Consider the following 15,947-nt stretch of genomic DNA (forward strand, 5'->3'; position numbering starts at 1 on the left):
CTCTCAAATCGGTATGAAGTGCGCCACCGGCCATTCAGGCGGATGGCGGCTAAAGGGCGGGATTATAACGCAAAGATCGCCTGACGCGATGCATGGACGTGGCAGCGGGCTTGCCCCGCGATGGCGCTGGATTTGCTGACGCCATCGCCGGGCAAGTCGGGCCGCCGCATCGCGGCTCCCACGCTGCCTGCGACGCCTGCTTATTCGGCGATCAGCCAGTCCATGCGGAAGCTGCCGGCGGTCTGCGCCAGCTCCTTGGCCAGCCACGGCAGCAGCGTCTTGAGCTCATCTTCCAGGCCCCACGGTGGGTTGGCGATGGCCAGGCCCGAGCCGTTCAGGCCCTGCGGGCTGTCCTGGTGATGCACATACAGCTCCACGCGCAGCAGCTTGGGCGCGCCGGTGCTGGTGAGGTCCTGGTAGAAGCGGGTCAGCGAACGCTGGTCCTTGATCGGGTACCAGATGGCCGCGACGGTCTGGCGCATGCGACCGATCGCCTCCTTCATCGCCACGGTGCAGCGTTTGAGCTCGTCAGCCTGCTCGAACGGCGGGTCGATCAGCATGATCGCGCGTTTTTCCTGCACCGGCAGCAGCGCCCGCGGGATGTGCCAGCCTTCGCCCAGGTGCACGGTGACTCGCGGGTCCTTCTTCATGTTCTCTTTGAGCAGCACGCCGTCTTCAGGGTGCTTTTCGTTGAGTTGTGCACGGTCCTGTTCACGCATCAAACGCCGGGCCAGCTCGGGGGAGCCCGGGTAGTAGCGCAGCTCGCCGTTCTTGTTCAGGCGCTTGATGACACCCAGATAGTCAGCGGTAACGGCGGGCAGGTCATCGCGATTCCACAGGCGGGCGACGCCTTCGAGGTACTCACCGGTACGGCTCGCCTGATCGCCCTGCAGGTCGTACAGGCCAAGCCCTGCGTGGGTATCGATATAGGCGAACGGCTGCTCCTTGCGCGACATCAGGGCGATGAGGCGGGTGAGCACGATGTGCTTGAGGACGTCGGCGTGGTTGCCGGCGTGGAAGGCGTGACGATAGTTCATGAGGACTCCTGCGGGGGCGGCAAGTTTACCTTGTCGCGAAGGAGACGTCAGGTACGGCGGTCGGGCTTGAATCGCATCGCCGGCAAGCCGGCTCCCACAGGTTGGATGAGATCCCTGTGGGAGCCGGCTTGCCGGCGATGCCGATTCAGCAGGTATTACTTGTCGGCGTGATACGCCGCATCAGCGGTTTCAAAACGCGAAACCATGCTGTTCGTCGGACTGCCCAGCTTGCTCACCACGAAGATGGCGATGCTGGCGAACAGGAAGCCCGGGATGATCTCGTACAGCCCCAGGCCGACGTAGCTCTTCCACAGGATCACGGTCAGTGCACCGACCACGATACCGGCCAGCGCGCCGTTGCGGGTCATGCCTTTCCACAGTACCGAGATCAGTACCACCGGACCGAAGGCGGCACCGAAGCCAGCCCAGGCGTAGGCCACCAGGCCAAGCACGCGGTTCTCGGGGTTGGCGGCCATGGCGATGGCGATCAGCGCGACAGCCAGCACCATCAGGCGGCCGACCCAGACCAGCTCGGTCTGCGAGGCGTTCTTGCGCAGGAAGGCCTTGTAGAAGTCTTCGGTCAGGGCGCTGGAGCACACCAGCAGCTGGCAGCTCAGGGTGCTCATCACCGCCGCCAGGATGGCCGACAGCAGCACACCGGCGACCCATGGGTTGAACAGGATCTTGGCCAGCTCGATGAACACGCGCTCGTGGTTCTCGGTGACCGGACCGGCCAGGTCAGGATGCGCCGAGAAGTAGGCGATACCGAAGAAGCCCACGGCGCAGGTACCGGCCAGGCAGAGGATCATCCAGGTCATGGAGATGCGACGGGCATTGGCAATCGACTTCACCGAGTCGGCAGCCATGAACCGCGCCAGGATGTGCGGCTGGCCGAAGTAGCCCAGGCCCCAGCCCATCAGCGAGATGATGCCGATGAAGGTTGCGCCCTTGAACATGTCGAAGTGCGCTGGGTTCACCGCGTCGATGGCGGCGAAGGTCTGGTCGAAGCCGCCGGTGGAGATCAGCACGATCACTGGGGTCAGGATCAGCGCGAAGATCATCAGCGATGCCTGCACGGTGTCGGTCCAGCTCACCGCCAGGAAGCCACCGACGAAGGTGTAGGCGATTGTGGCCGCGGCACCGGCCCACAGGGCGGTTTCGTAGGACATGCCGAAGGTGCTTTCGAACAGGCGGGCGCCGGCGACGATGCCGGAGGCGCAGTAGATGGTGAAGAACACCAGGATGACGATGGCCGAGATGATCCGCAGCAGGCCGGTCTTGTCCTCGAAGCGGCTGGCGAAGTAGTCCGGCAGGGTCAGGGCGTCACCGTTGTGCTCGGTCTGCACGCGCAGACGGCCGGCGACGAACAGCCAGTTCAGGTACGCGCCGACGGTCAGGCCGATGGCGATCCAGGCCTCGGAAAGGCCGGCGAAGTAGATGGCGCCCGGCAGGCCCATCAGCAGCCAGCCGCTCATGTCCGATGCGCCGGCGGAAAGCGCGGTGACCACGCTGCCGAGGCTACGGCCGCCGAGAATATAGTCGGAAAGGTTCTTGGTGGAGCGATAGGCCGCGAAGCCGATCAGCACCATTGCCGCGATGTAGATCACGAAGGTGATCGTGATTGGATTGCCCATGAGTTGTGCCCTGGCGTTGTTTTTATCTCTGCGACTCGCCGTGCACGACGACGGTTGCACCCAGGCGGCGCATCCTATGCAACAACATGAATCAGGTGCAACCATTTTTCATTTGCAAGTTGCACCCAAGCCTGCATTTTCAGATAAAACCGCTTTCTTGCTTCTTTTCGGAGCAAAAACGACGTTTCTCATACTTAAATGCAGCAAAAACAGCCATTTCGGTGGTTCAGAAATACCCTTCAGACGAGTTGCACCTGGGGCACGAAAAAATCGGGTTGCACCCGGTTGCACCCCAATTGTCCTACAGGCTAATCTTGCCGCCAGCTTAGGTCACATCCGTGGCCAATAACGAGGATAAGAAATGGCGACGACCACCCTTGGGGTCAAACTCGACGACCCGACCCGTGAGCGACTCAAAGCAGCTGCGCAGTCCATCGACCGCACGCCGCACTGGTTGATCAAGCAAGCGATCTTCAACTATCTCGAGAAGCTCGAGGGTGGCGCCACCCTGAACGACCTCAACGGCCATGCCGCCGCTGGCGACGACGCCGGCGAAGTCGCCGCCGACCACGCCCACCAGTGCTTCCTGGAGTTTGCCGAAAGCATCCTGCCGCAGTCGGTACTGCGCTCGGCGATCACCGCCGCCTACCGCCGCCCCGAGCAGGAAGTGGTGCCGATGCTGCTGGAGCAGGCACGCCTGCCGGCCGCCCAGGCCGAAGCCACCAACAAGCTGGCCGCAAGCCTGGCCGACAAGCTGCGTAACCAGAAGAGCGCCGGTGGCCGCGCCGGTATCGTCCAGGGCCTGCTGCAGGAGTTCTCGCTGTCGTCCCAGGAAGGCGTGGCGCTGATGTGCCTGGCCGAAGCCTTGCTGCGCATCCCCGACAAAGGCACCCGTGACGCACTGATCCGCGACAAGATCAGCACCGGCAACTGGCAGCCGCACCTGGGCAACAGCCCGTCGCTGTTCGTCAACGCCGCCACCTGGGGCCTGCTGCTGACCGGCAAGCTGGTCAGCACCCACAACGAATCCGGCCTGACCTCCTCGCTCACCCGCATCATCGGCAAGAGCGGCGAGCCGATGATCCGCAAGGGCGTCGACATGGCCATGCGCCTTATGGGCGAACAGTTCGTCACCGGCGAGACCATCGCCGAGGCCCTGGCCAACGCCAGCAAGTTCGAATCCAAGGGCTTCCGCTACAGCTACGACATGCTCGGCGAAGCCGCGCTGACCGAGCACGACGCGCAGAAATACCTGGCCTCCTACGAGCAGGCGATCCACTCGATCGGCAAGGCCTCGCACGGCCGTGGCATCTATGAAGGCCCGGGCATCTCGATCAAGCTCTCGGCCCTGCACCCGCGCTACAGCCGCGCCCAGTACGAACGCGTGATGAGCGAGCTGTACCCGCGCCTGCTGTCGCTGACCCTGCTGGCCAAGCAGTACGACATCGGCCTGAACATCGACGCTGAGGAAGCCGACCGCCTGGAGCTGTCGCTGGACCTGCTCGAGCGCCTGTGCTTCGAGCCGTCGCTGGCCGGTTGGAACGGCATCGGCTTCGTTATCCAGGCCTACCAGAAGCGCTGCCCGTACGTGATCGACTACGTCATCGACCTGGCCAAGCGCAGCCGCCACCGCCTGATGATCCGCCTGGTGAAGGGCGCGTACTGGGACAGCGAGATCAAGCGCGCCCAGGTCGAGGGCCTGGAAGGCTATCCGGTCTACACCCGCAAGGTGTACACCGACGTTTCCTATATTGCCTGCGCGCGCAAGCTGCTGTCGGTGCCGGAAGCCATCTACCCGCAGTTCGCCACCCACAACGCCCACACCCTGTCGGCCATCTACACCATCGCCGGGCAGAACTACTACCCGGGCCAGTACGAGTTCCAGTGCCTGCACGGCATGGGCGAACCTCTGTACGAGCAAGTCGTGGGCAAGATCTCCGAGGGCAAGCTGAACCGTCCGTGCCGTGTGTACGCACCGGTCGGCACCCACGAGACCCTGCTGGCCTACCTGGTCCGCCGCCTGCTGGAAAACGGCGCCAACACCTCGTTCGTCAACCGCATTGCCGACCATTCGATCTCGATCCAGGAACTGGTCGCCGACCCGGTCGCCAGCATCGAGCGCATGGGCACCCAGGAAGGCAGCATCGGCCTGCCGCACCCGCGCATCCCGATGCCGCGTGAGCTGTACGGCAGCGAGCGGGCCAACTCGGCCGGCATCGACATGGCCAACGAACACCGCCTGGCGTCGCTGTCCTGCGCCCTGCTGTCCACCGCCCACAACGACTGGAAGGCCACGCCACTACTGGCCTGCGCCACTAGCGAGCAACCGGCCAGCGCAGTGCTAAACCCGTCCGATCATCGCGATGTGGTCGGCCATGTGCAGGAAGCCACCGTCGCCGACGTCGACAATGCCATTCAGTGCGCGCTGAACGCCGCGCCGATCTGGCAGGCCACCCCGCCGGCCGAGCGTGCCGCGATCCTCGAGCGCGCCGCCGACCTGATGGAAGCCGATATCCAGCCGCTGATGGGGCTGCTGGTGCGCGAAGCCGGCAAGACCTTCGCCAACGCCATCGCCGAAGTGCGCGAGGCGGTGGACTTCCTGCGCTACTACGCGGTGCAGGCACGCAACGACCTGCGCAACGATAGCTGCCGCCCACTGGGCCCAGTGGTGTGCATCAGCCCGTGGAACTTCCCGCTGGCGATCTTCTCCGGCCAGGTGGCCGCAGCCCTGGCCGCCGGCAACCCGGTACTGGCCAAGCCAGCCGAACAGACCCCGCTGGTCGCCGCCCAGGCCGTGCGCCTGTTGCTGGAAGCCGGCATCCCGGAAGGCGTGCTGCAACTGCTGCCTGGCCAGGGCGAAACCGTCGGTGCCGGCCTGGTCGGTGACGAGCGTGTCAAAGGTGTGATGTTCACCGGTTCCACCGAAGTCGCCCGCCTGCTGCAACGCAACATCGCCGGGCGCCTGGACAACCAGGGCCGGCCGATCCCGCTGATCGCCGAGACCGGCGGCCAGAACGCCATGATCGTCGACTCCTCGGCGCTGACCGAGCAGGTGGTGATCGACGTGGTGTCCTCGGCCTTCGACAGCGCCGGCCAGCGTTGCTCGGCCCTGCGCGTGCTGTGCCTGCAGGAAGACTCCGCCGACCGCGTGATCGAGATGCTCAAGGGCGCCATGGCCGAAAGCCGCCTGGGTAACCCCGAGCGCCTGTCGGTAGACATCGGCCCGGTGATCGACGCCGAAGCCAAGGCGGGCATCGAGAAGCACATCCAGGCCATGCGCGACAAAGGCCGCACCGTCTACCAGGTGGCTATCGCCGAAGGCGAGGAGATCAAGCGCGGCACCTTCGTGATGCCGACCCTGATCGAATTGGAAAGCTTCGACGAGCTCAAGCGCGAAATCTTCGGCCCGGTGCTGCACGTGGTGCGATACAACCGCAAGGACCTGGACCAGCTGATCGAGCAGATCAACGCTTCCGGCTACGGTCTGACCCTGGGCGTGCACACCCGCATCGACGAGACCATCGCCAAGGTGGTGGACAACGTCAACGCCGGCAACATGTACGTCAACCGCAACATCGTCGGCGCCGTGGTCGGTGTGCAGCCGTTCGGCGGTGAAGGCTTGTCGGGCACCGGCCCGAAAGCCGGTGGCCCGCTGTACCTGTACCGTCTGCTGTCGACCCGCCCGGCCGACGCCATCGCCCGCCACTTCCAGGCCGACGACGCACGCAGCAAGGCCGACACCACCCTGCGCGACCAGCAGCTCAAGCCGTTGACCACCCTCAAGACCTGGGCGGCCAGCAGCCAGATGAGCGATTTGGTCGCGCTGTGCGAGCAGTTCGCCGAGCAGTCGCAGAGCGGCATCACCCGCGTGCTGCCAGGCCCGACCGGCGAGCGCAACACCTACAGCGTGCTGCCACGCGAACACGTGCTGTGCCTGGCCGACAACGAGGCCGACCTGCTGGCCCAGCTGGCAGCGGTACTGGCCGTGGGTAGCTCGGCGGTGTTCCAGGACGGCGAACCGGCCAAGACCGTGCGTGGCCGTTTGCCGAAGGAGCTGCAAGCGAAGATCAAGCTGGTGGCTGACTGGAGCAAGGACGAGGTCGCCTTCGACGCGGTCATCCACCACGGTCACTCCGACCAGTTGCGCGGCGTCTGCGAGCATGTGGCCAAGCGTGCCGGCGCGATCGTCGGCGTGCATGGGCTGTCGAGCGGCGATCACCAGATCGCCCTGGAGCGCCTGGTGATCGAGCGGGCGGTGAGCGTGAACACCGCGGCAGCAGGTGGTAACGCCAGCCTGATGACCATCGGCTGACACCGATCTAACAAAAAAGGAGAGCTTCGGCTCTCCTTTTTTGTGGGCGCTTGGCCTAATCGTCATAGTGGTAACGGCACTGCAGGATGGTCAGGGTTCCCGCCTCGTAGAAGTAGACCAATCGGTGTTCGCGAGTGATACGGCGAGACCAGAAACCTGACAAGTCGCCTTTGAGCGGTTCTGGCTTGCCGGTGCCTTTGAAAGGGCTGCGCAGGCACTCACAGATCATCGTGTTGATGCGCTGGAAGATAGCGACATCACTGTTTCGCCAATAACCGTAGTCTTCCCACCCCTCAGCAGTGAAGGCCACGCTTGTGGTGCTTCGCGCCTCAGTCTTGTTTCGTTGCTTGGCTTTCACATTCATCGAGTGCCAGTTCCTGGGTAACGGCCTTACCAGCCCGGAGCTGAGCAATGGAAGCGCGAAGACGCTTGGCGTTCGCGGACGACTCCAGCAGGTACATGGTCTCGCGCATGCCGTTGTAGTCCTCGAGCGAAATCATCACGACCGGCTCGCCACGCTGACGAGTGATGACTGCCGGCTCATGGTCCCGGCATACGTCGTCCATTGTCTGCTTCAGGTCGGCGCGTGCCTGGCTGAACGTCAGTACATGCATTTTTCCTTCCTTTCCAGGTACAGCCTGGATCAGTTCTCGAGAGTCAACAGGCCTTGATGACAGGTCGGCGCTGTGCGACCTGCCTGCCAAACATTGTACAAACTTGCGTACAACTCGCAAGGTCGAGCCCTGAAACTATTTGGAGAACTGATTGCCGCTGGGAAAGGTGGATATGGAACCGGAATTCCCGCAGCGGCAAAACAGCGTTAAGTCCTGCTGCAGCGTTAAGTCCTGCTGCCATGTAGGAGCTGTCCCAAACCGGCGCTTGACGCGATATCAAGACAGCCCCACTCCTGCGGCAGTACTCAAATTCGTGGGAGCGGCGGTGCGCCGATGCGACTTGCCCCGCGATGCCCTTTTGGGTCGTCAACACCCCATGCCCAGTTCGGCATCGTCCATCAGCGTCTTGGCCAGGGCGCTCAGGTAATACGAGGCCCAGAGCAGTTGGAGCTTTTCCTCCATGATCCCGGTGATGGTCAGGTTGCCCAAGGTGACCTGGGCGATGGCCACTTCTGCCCCCATATCACCCACACCAATTAACCTGTCCCCTGCCCCACCACCCCGCCTAGACTCGCTGCACCCCGAATCAGGAATGCCGCCATGTCCGAGCAACTCCTCAGCAGCCGCAACCTCGCCTTCGAACTCTACGAAGTCCTCGACGCCGAGGCCCTGACCCAGCGCCCGCGCTTCGCCGAGCACAGCCGCGAGACCTTCGACGCAGCCCTGACCACCGCCCGCACCATTGCCGAGAAATACTTCGCCCCGCACAACCGCAAAGGCGATGAAAACGAGCCCCGCTACGTGGACGGCCGCGCTGAGCTGATCCCGGAAGTGAAACCGGCCGTGGACGCCTTCCTCGAAGCGGGCTTCCTCAACGCCAACCGCGACTTCGGAGTCGGCGGCATGCAGTTGCCAAGCCTGGTATCACAGGCCTGCTTTGCCCACTTCCAGGCCGCCAACGCTGGCACCACGGCCTACCCGTTCCTGACCATGGGCGCGGCCAACCTGATCGAGAGTTTCGGCACTGAAGAGCAAAAGCGCCTGTTCCTGCAGCCGATGATCGGGGGCCGCTACTTCGGTACCATGGCCCTGACCGAGCCCCATGCCGGCTCGTCGCTGGCCGATATCCGCACCCGCGCCGAACCCGCAGGCGACGGCAGCTACCGGCTCAAGGGCAACAAGATCTTCATCTCCGGCGGCGATCACGAGTTGTCCGAGAACATCGTGCACATGGTCCTGGCCAAGCTGCCGGACGCGCCGGGCGGGGTGAAGGGCATCTCGCTGTTCATCGTGCCCAAGTACCTGGTCAACCCCGACGGCAGCCTGGGTCCGCGCAACGATGTGCTGCTGGCCGGGCTGTTCCACAAGATGGGCTGGCGCGGCACCACTTCTACCGCGCTCAATTTCGGCGACAACGGCCAGTGCGTCGGCTACCTGGTCGGCCAGCCGCACCAGGGCCTGGCCTGCATGTTCCAGATGATGAACGAGGCGCGCATCGGCGTCGGCATGGGCGCGGTGATGCTCGGCTACGCCGGTTACCTGTATTCACTGGAGTACGCCCGCCAACGCCCACAGGGCCGCCTGCCGGACAACAAGGACCCGCACAGCCCCGCCGTGCCGATCATCGAGCACAGCGACGTCAAGCGCATGCTGCTGGCACAGAAGGCCTACGTGGAAGGTGCCTTCGACCTTGGTTTGTACGCAGCCCGGCTGTTCGATGACACCCACACTGCGCCGGATGAAAACGCCCGCCAGCAAGCCCAGGAATTGCTCGACCTGCTCACCCCGATCGTCAAGTCCTGGCCCTCGACGTTCTGCCTCAAGGCCAATGAACTGGCGATCCAGATCCTCGGCGGCCACGGCTACACCCGCGAGTACCCGGTCGAGCAGTACTACCGCGACAATCGCCTCAACCCGATCCACGAAGGTACCGAAGGCATCCAGTCCCTCGACCTGCTCGGGCGCAAGCTGGCGCAGAACAACGGCGCCGGGCTCAAGCAACTGATCCGCCTGATCGCCGGCACCTGCGAGCGCGCCAGCCATCACCCGAACCTCGACACACTGCGCCAGCCGCTGGAGCAACTGGTCAATCGCCTGCAAAGCGTGACCCTCACCCTGCTCGGCGATCTAGCCCAGGGCAAGGTCGCCGGCGCACTGGCCAACTCGTCTCTGTACCTCAAGGCCTTCGGCCACTGCGCGATCGGCTGGCGCTGGCTGGAGCAGGCGATCCATGCCGAGGTCGGCCTGCTCAAGGGCAGCGACCGCGACTTCTACCTGGGCAAGCTCCAGGCCGCGCGTTATTTCCTCACCTGGGAAGTGCCGGGCTGCCATAATGACCTCGCTTTGCTCGAGGCCCGCGACGATACGTGCCTGGGCATGCAAGAGGGGTGGTTCTAGGGGGAGCCACCGCGCACACGGAGGTTTCCCATGTTCGACTCCAGCACCCTGCTGCGCCAGCGCTTCGCCGCGCTGCGCAGCACGGCCGAACTGTTCTCGCTTCGCCATGTGAAGCAATCGCACCAGTCACTGTCAGTACGGCGTAACGTCGCCGAGCCGCCCTTCTTCAGCCAGGACGAAGGCGCCATGCTCACTGTGCGGGTCAATGGCGTCGAGGCCTACGCGGCCACCGCCGACCTGTCCCAGGCAGGCCTGCAACGCGCGCTGGAACAGGCCGAGGCACTCGCCCGGCGGATCAAGGCCAGCAGCCTGCTCGACCTGAGCGGCCAAGCCGCCCCGAGCGGGCGTCACGATCATGTCTCGCCCAATTTCGAACAGTCCCTGCCCAACCTCGCCGACTGCCTGGAGCTGCTCGCCGCCGAATCGGCCAGCGTACCCAGGGACGAGCGCCTGGTGGACTGGCAGGCAAGCCTGGGCTTCAGCGTGGTCGAGCAGACCTACCTGAACTCCGCCGGCGCCGAGCTGCGCCATGCCCAGCGCTTCATCTACCCAGGCCTGGGCGTCACCGCCAGCGACGGCCAGGACAGCCAGAGCCGCAGCCTGGGCCGGGAGAACTTCGGCCAGCAAGGCGGCTTTGAAGTGGTCGAGCGCTGCGGCCTGCTCGGCGCGGCCCGCCGGGTGGCCGACGAGGCGCTGCAATTGCTGCTGGCGCCGAACACCCCGGCCGGTCAGCGTGATCTGTTGCTGATGCCCGACCAGATGATGCTGCAGATCCACGAATCCATCGGCCACCCGCTGGAGCTGGACCGCATTCTCGGCGATGAGCGCAACTACGCCGGCACCAGCTTCGTCAAAGCCGGCGACTTCGGCCACCTGCAATACGGCTCGAAACTGCTCAACGTGACCTTCGACCCGACAATCCACGAGGAGCTGGCCAGCTACAGCTTCGATGACGACGGAACTCCGGCCAGCAAGCAGTTCCTGATCCGTGATGGCCTGCTGGTGCGCCCCCTGGGTGGCGCCCTGTCGCAACTGCGCTCGGGCCTGGACGGCGTGGCCAACAGCCGCGCCTGCGGCTGGAACCGCGCGCCGATCGACCGCATGGCCAACCTCAACATCGAGCCGGGCGAGCAGACGCTGGCGCAACTGATCGCCGGCATCGAGCACGGCATCCTGATGCGCACCAACCGCTCCTGGTCCATCGATGATGCGCGCAACAAGTTCCAGTTCGGTTGTGAGTGGGGCCAACTGATCGAGAATGGCGAACTCAAGGGCGTGGTGAAGAACCCGAACTATCGCGGCATCTCCGCCGATTTCTGGCGCAACCTCTCGGCGGTGGGTGATCGCAGCACCTTCCAGGTACTCGGCACGCCCAACTGCGGCAAAGGCGAGCCCAACCAGGTGGTGCGGGTCGGCCATGCCTCGCCGGCCTGCGTGTTCCGCCAGATCGACGTATTCGGAGGGGACGCCTGATGAGCACCGTCTACCAGCAACGTTTCGAAAGCTTGCTCGATAGCCTGAACGCCGCCGTTCAGCCCGGCGAGCAGTTCACCCTGGGCTACAGCGCCGAGCACTCGCAGTTCGTGCGTTTCAACCACGCCAAGGTGCGCCAGGCCGGGCTGGTCAGCCAGGCCAGCGTGCAGTTGCGGCTGGTCCGCGACGGGCGCCAGGCCGAGCAACAGATCACCCTGGGCGACGATTCAGAGCTGGACCGCCAGCGCCTGCACGATGCCCTGGCGCAACTGCGCCAGACCCTGCCGCTGCTGGCTGTGGATCCCTACCTGAACCTCGACGACAGCGCCTGGCACAGCCATAGCCTGCAGGAGCAGCCACTGCCAGAGCTGGACAAGGTGCTGGCCTTGGTCGAGCGTGGAGCCGGCGACCTGGACCTGGTCGGCATCTATGCCGCCGGCCCCATCTGCCGCGGCTTCGCCAGCTCGTTCGGCGCCTTTGGCTGGCACCAGGCCAACAGTTTCAACTTTGACTGGAGCCTGTTCCACGCCAACGGCCAAGCCGTCAAAGCCAACTACGCAGGGCAGGCCTGGAGCGGCGAAACCTTTGCCGCACGCCTGTGTCAGGCTCGCGAACAGTTGGCGCACCTGGGGCGCCCGGCCGTCACCCTCAAGCCGGGCAGCTACCGCGCCTACCTGGCGCCGGCGGCGATGGACGAGATCGCCGGCATGCTGTGCTGGGGAGGCTTCGCGGCACAAGCCCTGGCCACTGGCAACAGCCCGTTGCAGCGCCTGTACAACGGCGACGCGCAGTTGAGCCCACTGGTGAGCTTCAGCGAACAGGTCAGCGGCTCGCTGAGTCCGGCCTTCTCCGACGAGGGCTCGCCGCGCCGAGACCTGCTGCTGATCGGCGAAGGGCGGGCGCTGGAGCGACTGGTGAGTGCGCGCAGCGCCGTCGAATTCGGCCAGCGGGCCAATGGCGCCGACAGCTACGAGTCGCCCTGCGCGCTGAGCCTGGCGCCGGGCAACCTGCCCGGCGAGCAGATTCTCGAACGTCTGGGCACTGGCCTTTACATCAGCAACCTCTGGTACCTGAACTACTCGGACCTGCCGGCGGCGCGCATGACCGGGCTGACCCGCTTCGCCACTTTCTGGGTGGAGAACGGGCAGATCCAGGGCCCGGTGAGCACCATGCGCTTCGACGACAGCCTCTACAACCTGCTGGGCAACCAGCTGGAGGACCTGACCCAGGAGCGCGAGATGATCCTGTCGACCAGCACCTACGGGCAGCGCAGCACCGGGTCGAGTCATCTGCCCGGGGCGTTGGTCAAAGGCCTGACCCTGACATTGTGATCGACAGGACTGGCCTCATCGCTGGCAAGCCAGTTCCCACAGTGGCCGGCATGCACTGCCCCTGTGGGAGCCGGCTTGCCGGCGATGAGGCCAGCACCGGCAACACAGGACATTGAGGTAACCCATGCCCGACCGTGCCCCGCTGGACCCCGTCACCGCCCGCTGGATCCCCTGGGTGGTGGCCATCGCCTTCTTCATGCAATCGCTCGACGGCACCATCCTCAACACCGCGTTGCCGGCCATGGCCCGGTCGCTTGCCGAGGACCCGCTGCGCATGCAGGGGGTGATCATCGCCTATATGCTCACCGTGGCCTTGCTGATCCCGGCCTCGGGCTGGATCGCCGACCGCTTCGGCACCAAGCGCATCTTCTTCAGCGCCATCCTGCTGTTCAGCTTCGGCTCGCTGTTGTGCGCCATGGCCAACAGCCTCGGCTTCCTGATCTTCGCCCGGGTGGTGCAAGGCCTGGGCGGCGCACTGATGCTGCCCGTGGGAAGGCTGGTGGTGTTGCGGGCCTACCCGCGCAGCGAACTGGTGCGGATCATGAGCTTCATCACCATCCCCGGCCTGCTCGGGCCACTGCTCGGCCCGACCGTGGGCGGCTGGCTGGTGGAAATCCTCAGCTGGCACTGGATCTTCCTGCTCAACCTGCCGGTGGGCGCCGTGGGTTGCTATGCGGTGTGGAGGTTCATCCCCGACCTGCGCGGCGCCGAGCGCACCACCTTCGACGGGCCGGGTTTCCTGTTGTTTGGCGCGGCGATGGTACTGATCACCATCGCCATGGAAGGCCTGGGCGAACTGCACCTGCCGCACCTGCGGGTAATGTTGTTGCTGTTCGCCGGCATGGCCTGCCTGGCCGCCTACTGGCTGCGCGCCGGGCGCGACCCGGAGCCGCTGTTCTCGCCGTCACTATTCCGCGTACGCACTTTCGCCATCGGCATCCTCGGCAACCTGTTCGCCCGCCTGGGCAGCGGCGCCCTGCCCTTCCTGGTGCCGTTGCTGCTGCAAGTGGCGCTGGGTTATTCACCGGCCCAGGCCGGCATGAGCATGATTCCACTGGCGGCGGCGGCGATGCTCGCCAAGTCGGTCGCCCGGCCGCTGATCGAGCGCCTCGGCTACCGCATCGTGCTCACCGGCAACACCCTGCTGCTGGGCCTGCTGCTGGCCAGCCTGGGGCTGGTCGACGAACAGACGCCGTATGCGGTGCTGCTGGCGCAGCTGGCGATGCTGGGGGCGGTGAACTCCATGCAGTTCACGGCGATGAACACCGTGACCCTGATCGACCTCGACGACGCCAGCGCCAGCAGCGGCAACAGCCTGCTGTCGGTGGTCGCGCAACTGTCGCTGAGCCTGGGCGTGGCCTGCGCCGGCGCGCTGCTCGGTGGTTTCACCGCGGCCGGTAGCGCCGAAGGCGTGGAAAGCACCCTGGGGGCGTTCCAGCTGACCTTCGTCACCATCGGCGTGATGGCCATGCTGGCGGCGGCGATCTTCCTGCAACTGGCGCCGACAGACGGAAGGCGCGCCCGTCGTCCGGAAGAGCACGTGGAGTCGTAGGGCGAATGGCTTCGAGGCTGGTAGACTGTGCGACATTTTTCGCTTCGCACCGCAGGCCCGCCTCGTGACCGTTGAAACCACCGCCTTTGCCACCCTCCCGCTGTCCGCTGCCATGCTGGCCAACCTGGACGCCCTGGGCTATGCCTCGATGACCCCGATCCAGGCCCAGAGCCTGCCGGTGATCCTCAAGGGCCAGGACCTGATCGCCCAGGCCAAGACCGGCAGCGGCAAGACCGCCGCCTTCGGCATCGGCCTGCTCAACCCGATCAACCCGCGCTACTTCGGCTGCCAGGCCCTGGTGCTGTGCCCGACCCGCGAGCTGGCCGACCAGGTGGCCAAGGAGCTGCGCCGCCTGGCCCGCGCCGAGGACAACATCAAGATCCTCACCCTGTGCGGCGGCGTCTCGTTGGGCCCGCAGATCGCCTCGCTGGAACACGGCGCGCACATCATCGTCGGCACCCCGGGGCGCATCCAGCAGCACCTGGACAAGGGCACACTGGTCCTCGACGGGCTCAACACCCTGGTGCTCGACGAAGCTGACCGCATGCTCGACATGGGCTTCTTCGACGCCATCGCCAGCATCATCGGCAAGACCCCGTCACGCCGACAAACCCTGCTGTTCTCGGCCACCTACCCGGCCGGTATCGAGCAGTTGGCCAAAGCCTTCATGCGCCAGCCGCAACAGGTCAAGGTCGAAGCGCTGCACAGCGACAACCAGATTGAACAGCGCTTCATCGAGATCGACGCGCAGCAGCGCCTGGACGCCGTGACCCGCGTCCTCGGCCACTACCGCCCACAGTCCTGCGTGGCGTTCTGCTTCACCAAGCAGCAGTGCGAGGACGTGGTTGCCCACCTCACCGCCAAGGGCATCGTCGCCCAGGCCCTGCACGGCGACCTGGAGCAACGTGACCGCGACCAGGTGCTGACGATGTTCGCCAACCGCAGCAGCTCAGTGCTGGTGGCCACCGACGTGGCCGCCCGCGGCCTGGACATCGATGGCCTGGACATGGTCATCAACGTCGAACTGGCGCGTGATGCCGAGATCCACGTGCACCGCGTTGGCCGTACCGGTCGCGCCGGCGAGAAAGGCGTGGCGGTCAGCCTGGTGGCGCCGGCCGAGGGCCATCGCGCCCAGGCCATCGAAGACCTGCAGAAGCAGCCGCTGCGCTGGGAACAGCTGGACAGCCTCAAAAGCAAAGGCGGCGAGCCGCTGCTGCCACCGATGACCACCCTGTGCATCGCCGCCGGGCGCAAGGACAAGCTGCGCCCGGGCGATATCCTCGGCGCGCTGACCGGCGATGCCGGGTTGCCAGGCAAGCAGGTGGGCAAGATTGCCATCTTCGACTTCGTGGCGTTCGTGGCCGTGGAGCGGGCAGTGGCCAAGCAGGCCATGCAGCGCCTGAACAGCGGCAAGATCAAAGGTCGCGCCCTGAAAGTCCGTATCGTCTGAAGTCTTTTTGGGGCTGCTGCGCAGCCCATCGCCGGGGGGGCCGGGCCCCCCCGGGGTTGTTGTTTGGAAGGTGGGGGGCGCGGTGGGGGCCCGGGGCCGGCGGCGGGCCCCCCGCCGGGGGAGGGGGCACCCCCCCAACCACCACCC

11 protein-coding genes and 1 pseudogene are annotated in these 15,947 nt (G+C 65.4%); 7 read left to right on the plus strand and 5 right to left on the minus strand.

Annotation, left to right across the window (positions count from 1 at the left end):
• Positions 1-200: 200 nt before the first annotated feature.
• On the minus strand, positions 201-1,037 hold the full coding sequence (locus ACVWY1_RS13775; RefSeq protein ID WP_102682200.1) for a 23S rRNA (adenine(2030)-N(6))-methyltransferase RlmJ: 837 nt from the start codon (positions 1,035-1,037) through the stop codon (positions 201-203).
• 155 nt (positions 1,038-1,192) lie between these two features.
• Positions 1,193-2,671, minus strand: a complete 1,479-nt coding sequence (gene putP / locus ACVWY1_RS13780) for a sodium/proline symporter PutP (protein WP_046853960.1) — start codon at positions 2,669-2,671, stop codon at positions 1,193-1,195.
• Between putP and ACVWY1_RS13785 the strand changes: the two genes are divergently transcribed.
• Positions 2,670-3,020 carry a hypothetical protein gene (locus ACVWY1_RS13785; protein ID WP_156177501.1) on the plus strand — a complete coding sequence of 117 codons (351 nt, stop codon included), beginning with the start codon at positions 2,670-2,672 and terminating at the stop codon, positions 3,018-3,020. The genes putP and ACVWY1_RS13785 overlap by 2 nt on opposite strands.
• 12 nt (positions 3,021-3,032) lie before the next feature.
• Positions 3,033-6,983 (plus strand): trifunctional transcriptional regulator/proline dehydrogenase/L-glutamate gamma-semialdehyde dehydrogenase, encoded by a 3,951-nt coding sequence (gene putA / locus ACVWY1_RS13790; RefSeq protein WP_457378404.1) that lies wholly within the window; start codon positions 3,033-3,035, stop codon positions 6,981-6,983.
• Between the two features lie 55 nt (positions 6,984-7,038).
• Here putA and ACVWY1_RS13795 read toward each other — a convergent pair whose 3' ends face one another.
• The 3 genes and pseudogenes from ACVWY1_RS13795 to ACVWY1_RS13805 form a co-directional block, all read right to left on the minus strand.
• Positions 7,039-7,347, minus strand: coding sequence for a Txe/YoeB family addiction module toxin (locus ACVWY1_RS13795; RefSeq protein WP_031315114.1), 309 nt, complete (start codon positions 7,345-7,347; stop codon positions 7,039-7,041).
• Positions 7,313-7,597, minus strand: a complete 285-nt coding sequence (locus tag ACVWY1_RS13800) for a type II toxin-antitoxin system Phd/YefM family antitoxin (RefSeq protein WP_023630627.1) — start codon at positions 7,595-7,597, stop codon at positions 7,313-7,315. Before ACVWY1_RS13800 ends, ACVWY1_RS13795 begins: the two co-directional genes overlap by 35 nt.
• A gap of 366 nt (positions 7,598-7,963) precedes the next feature.
• Positions 7,964-8,080: pseudogene (locus ACVWY1_RS13805) on the minus strand (DUF3077 domain-containing protein); the annotation flags it as partial.
• Positions 8,081-8,197: 117 nt separating this feature from the next.
• Between ACVWY1_RS13805 and ACVWY1_RS13810 the strand changes: the two are divergent.
• From ACVWY1_RS13810 to dbpA, 5 genes are all read left to right on the plus strand, one after another.
• Positions 8,198-9,994: an acyl-CoA dehydrogenase gene (locus ACVWY1_RS13810; RefSeq protein ID WP_457378405.1), complete on the plus strand. Its 1,797-nt coding sequence runs from the start codon at positions 8,198-8,200 to the stop codon at positions 9,992-9,994.
• A 30-nt stretch (positions 9,995-10,024) separates the two neighbouring features.
• Entirely contained in the window at positions 10,025-11,467 is a 1,443-nt protein-coding gene (locus ACVWY1_RS13815; RefSeq protein WP_457378406.1) for a TldD/PmbA family protein, read from the plus strand.
• Positions 11,467-12,798, plus strand: coding sequence for a TldD/PmbA family protein (locus tag ACVWY1_RS13820; RefSeq protein ID WP_457378407.1), 1,332 nt, complete (start codon positions 11,467-11,469; stop codon positions 12,796-12,798). Before ACVWY1_RS13815 ends, ACVWY1_RS13820 begins: the two co-directional genes overlap by 1 nt.
• A gap of 124 nt (positions 12,799-12,922) precedes the next feature.
• A complete protein-coding gene (gene mdtD, locus ACVWY1_RS13825) occupies positions 12,923-14,350 on the plus strand; it encodes a multidrug transporter subunit MdtD (RefSeq protein WP_277502196.1) in 1,428 nt (475 codons plus the stop codon).
• Between the two features lie 112 nt (positions 14,351-14,462).
• Positions 14,463-15,800, plus strand: a complete 1,338-nt coding sequence (gene dbpA, locus ACVWY1_RS13830) for an ATP-dependent RNA helicase DbpA (RefSeq protein WP_250888476.1) — start codon at positions 14,463-14,465, stop codon at positions 15,798-15,800.
• Positions 15,801-15,947: the final 147 nt, after the last annotated feature.

The sequence above is a fragment of the Pseudomonas sp. TE6288 genome (assembly GCF_054062095.1).

Excerpts from the sequence above, each read along its gene's own strand:
- ACVWY1_RS13795 (WP_031315114.1), bottom strand. The coding sequence starts at position 7,347 with ATGAATGTGAAAGCCAAGCAACGAAACAAGACTGAGGCGCGAAGCACC.
- ACVWY1_RS13810 (WP_457378405.1), top strand. The coding sequence starts at position 8,198 with ATGTCCGAGCAACTCCTCAGCAGCCGCAACCTCGCCTTCGAACTCTAC.
- dbpA (WP_250888476.1), top strand. The coding sequence starts at position 14,463 with ATGCTGGCCAACCTGGACGCCCTGGGCTATGCCTCGATGACCCCGATC.
- ACVWY1_RS13820 (WP_457378407.1), top strand. The coding sequence starts at position 11,467 with ATGAGCACCGTCTACCAGCAACGTTTCGAAAGCTTGCTCGATAGCCTG.
- ACVWY1_RS13785 (WP_156177501.1), top strand. The coding sequence starts at position 2,670 with ATGAGTTGTGCCCTGGCGTTGTTTTTATCTCTGCGACTCGCCGTGCAC.
- putP (WP_046853960.1), bottom strand. The coding sequence starts at position 2,671 with ATGGGCAATCCAATCACGATCACCTTCGTGATCTACATCGCGGCAATG.
- ACVWY1_RS13800 (WP_023630627.1), bottom strand. The coding sequence starts at position 7,597 with ATGCATGTACTGACGTTCAGCCAGGCACGCGCCGACCTGAAGCAGACA.
- mdtD (WP_277502196.1), top strand. The coding sequence starts at position 12,923 with ATGCCCGACCGTGCCCCGCTGGACCCCGTCACCGCCCGCTGGATCCCC.
- ACVWY1_RS13775 (WP_102682200.1), bottom strand. The coding sequence starts at position 1,037 with ATGAACTATCGTCACGCCTTCCACGCCGGCAACCACGCCGACGTCCTC.
- ACVWY1_RS13815 (WP_457378406.1), top strand. The coding sequence starts at position 10,025 with ATGTTCGACTCCAGCACCCTGCTGCGCCAGCGCTTCGCCGCGCTGCGC.
- putA (WP_457378404.1), top strand. The coding sequence starts at position 3,033 with ATGGCGACGACCACCCTTGGGGTCAAACTCGACGACCCGACCCGTGAG.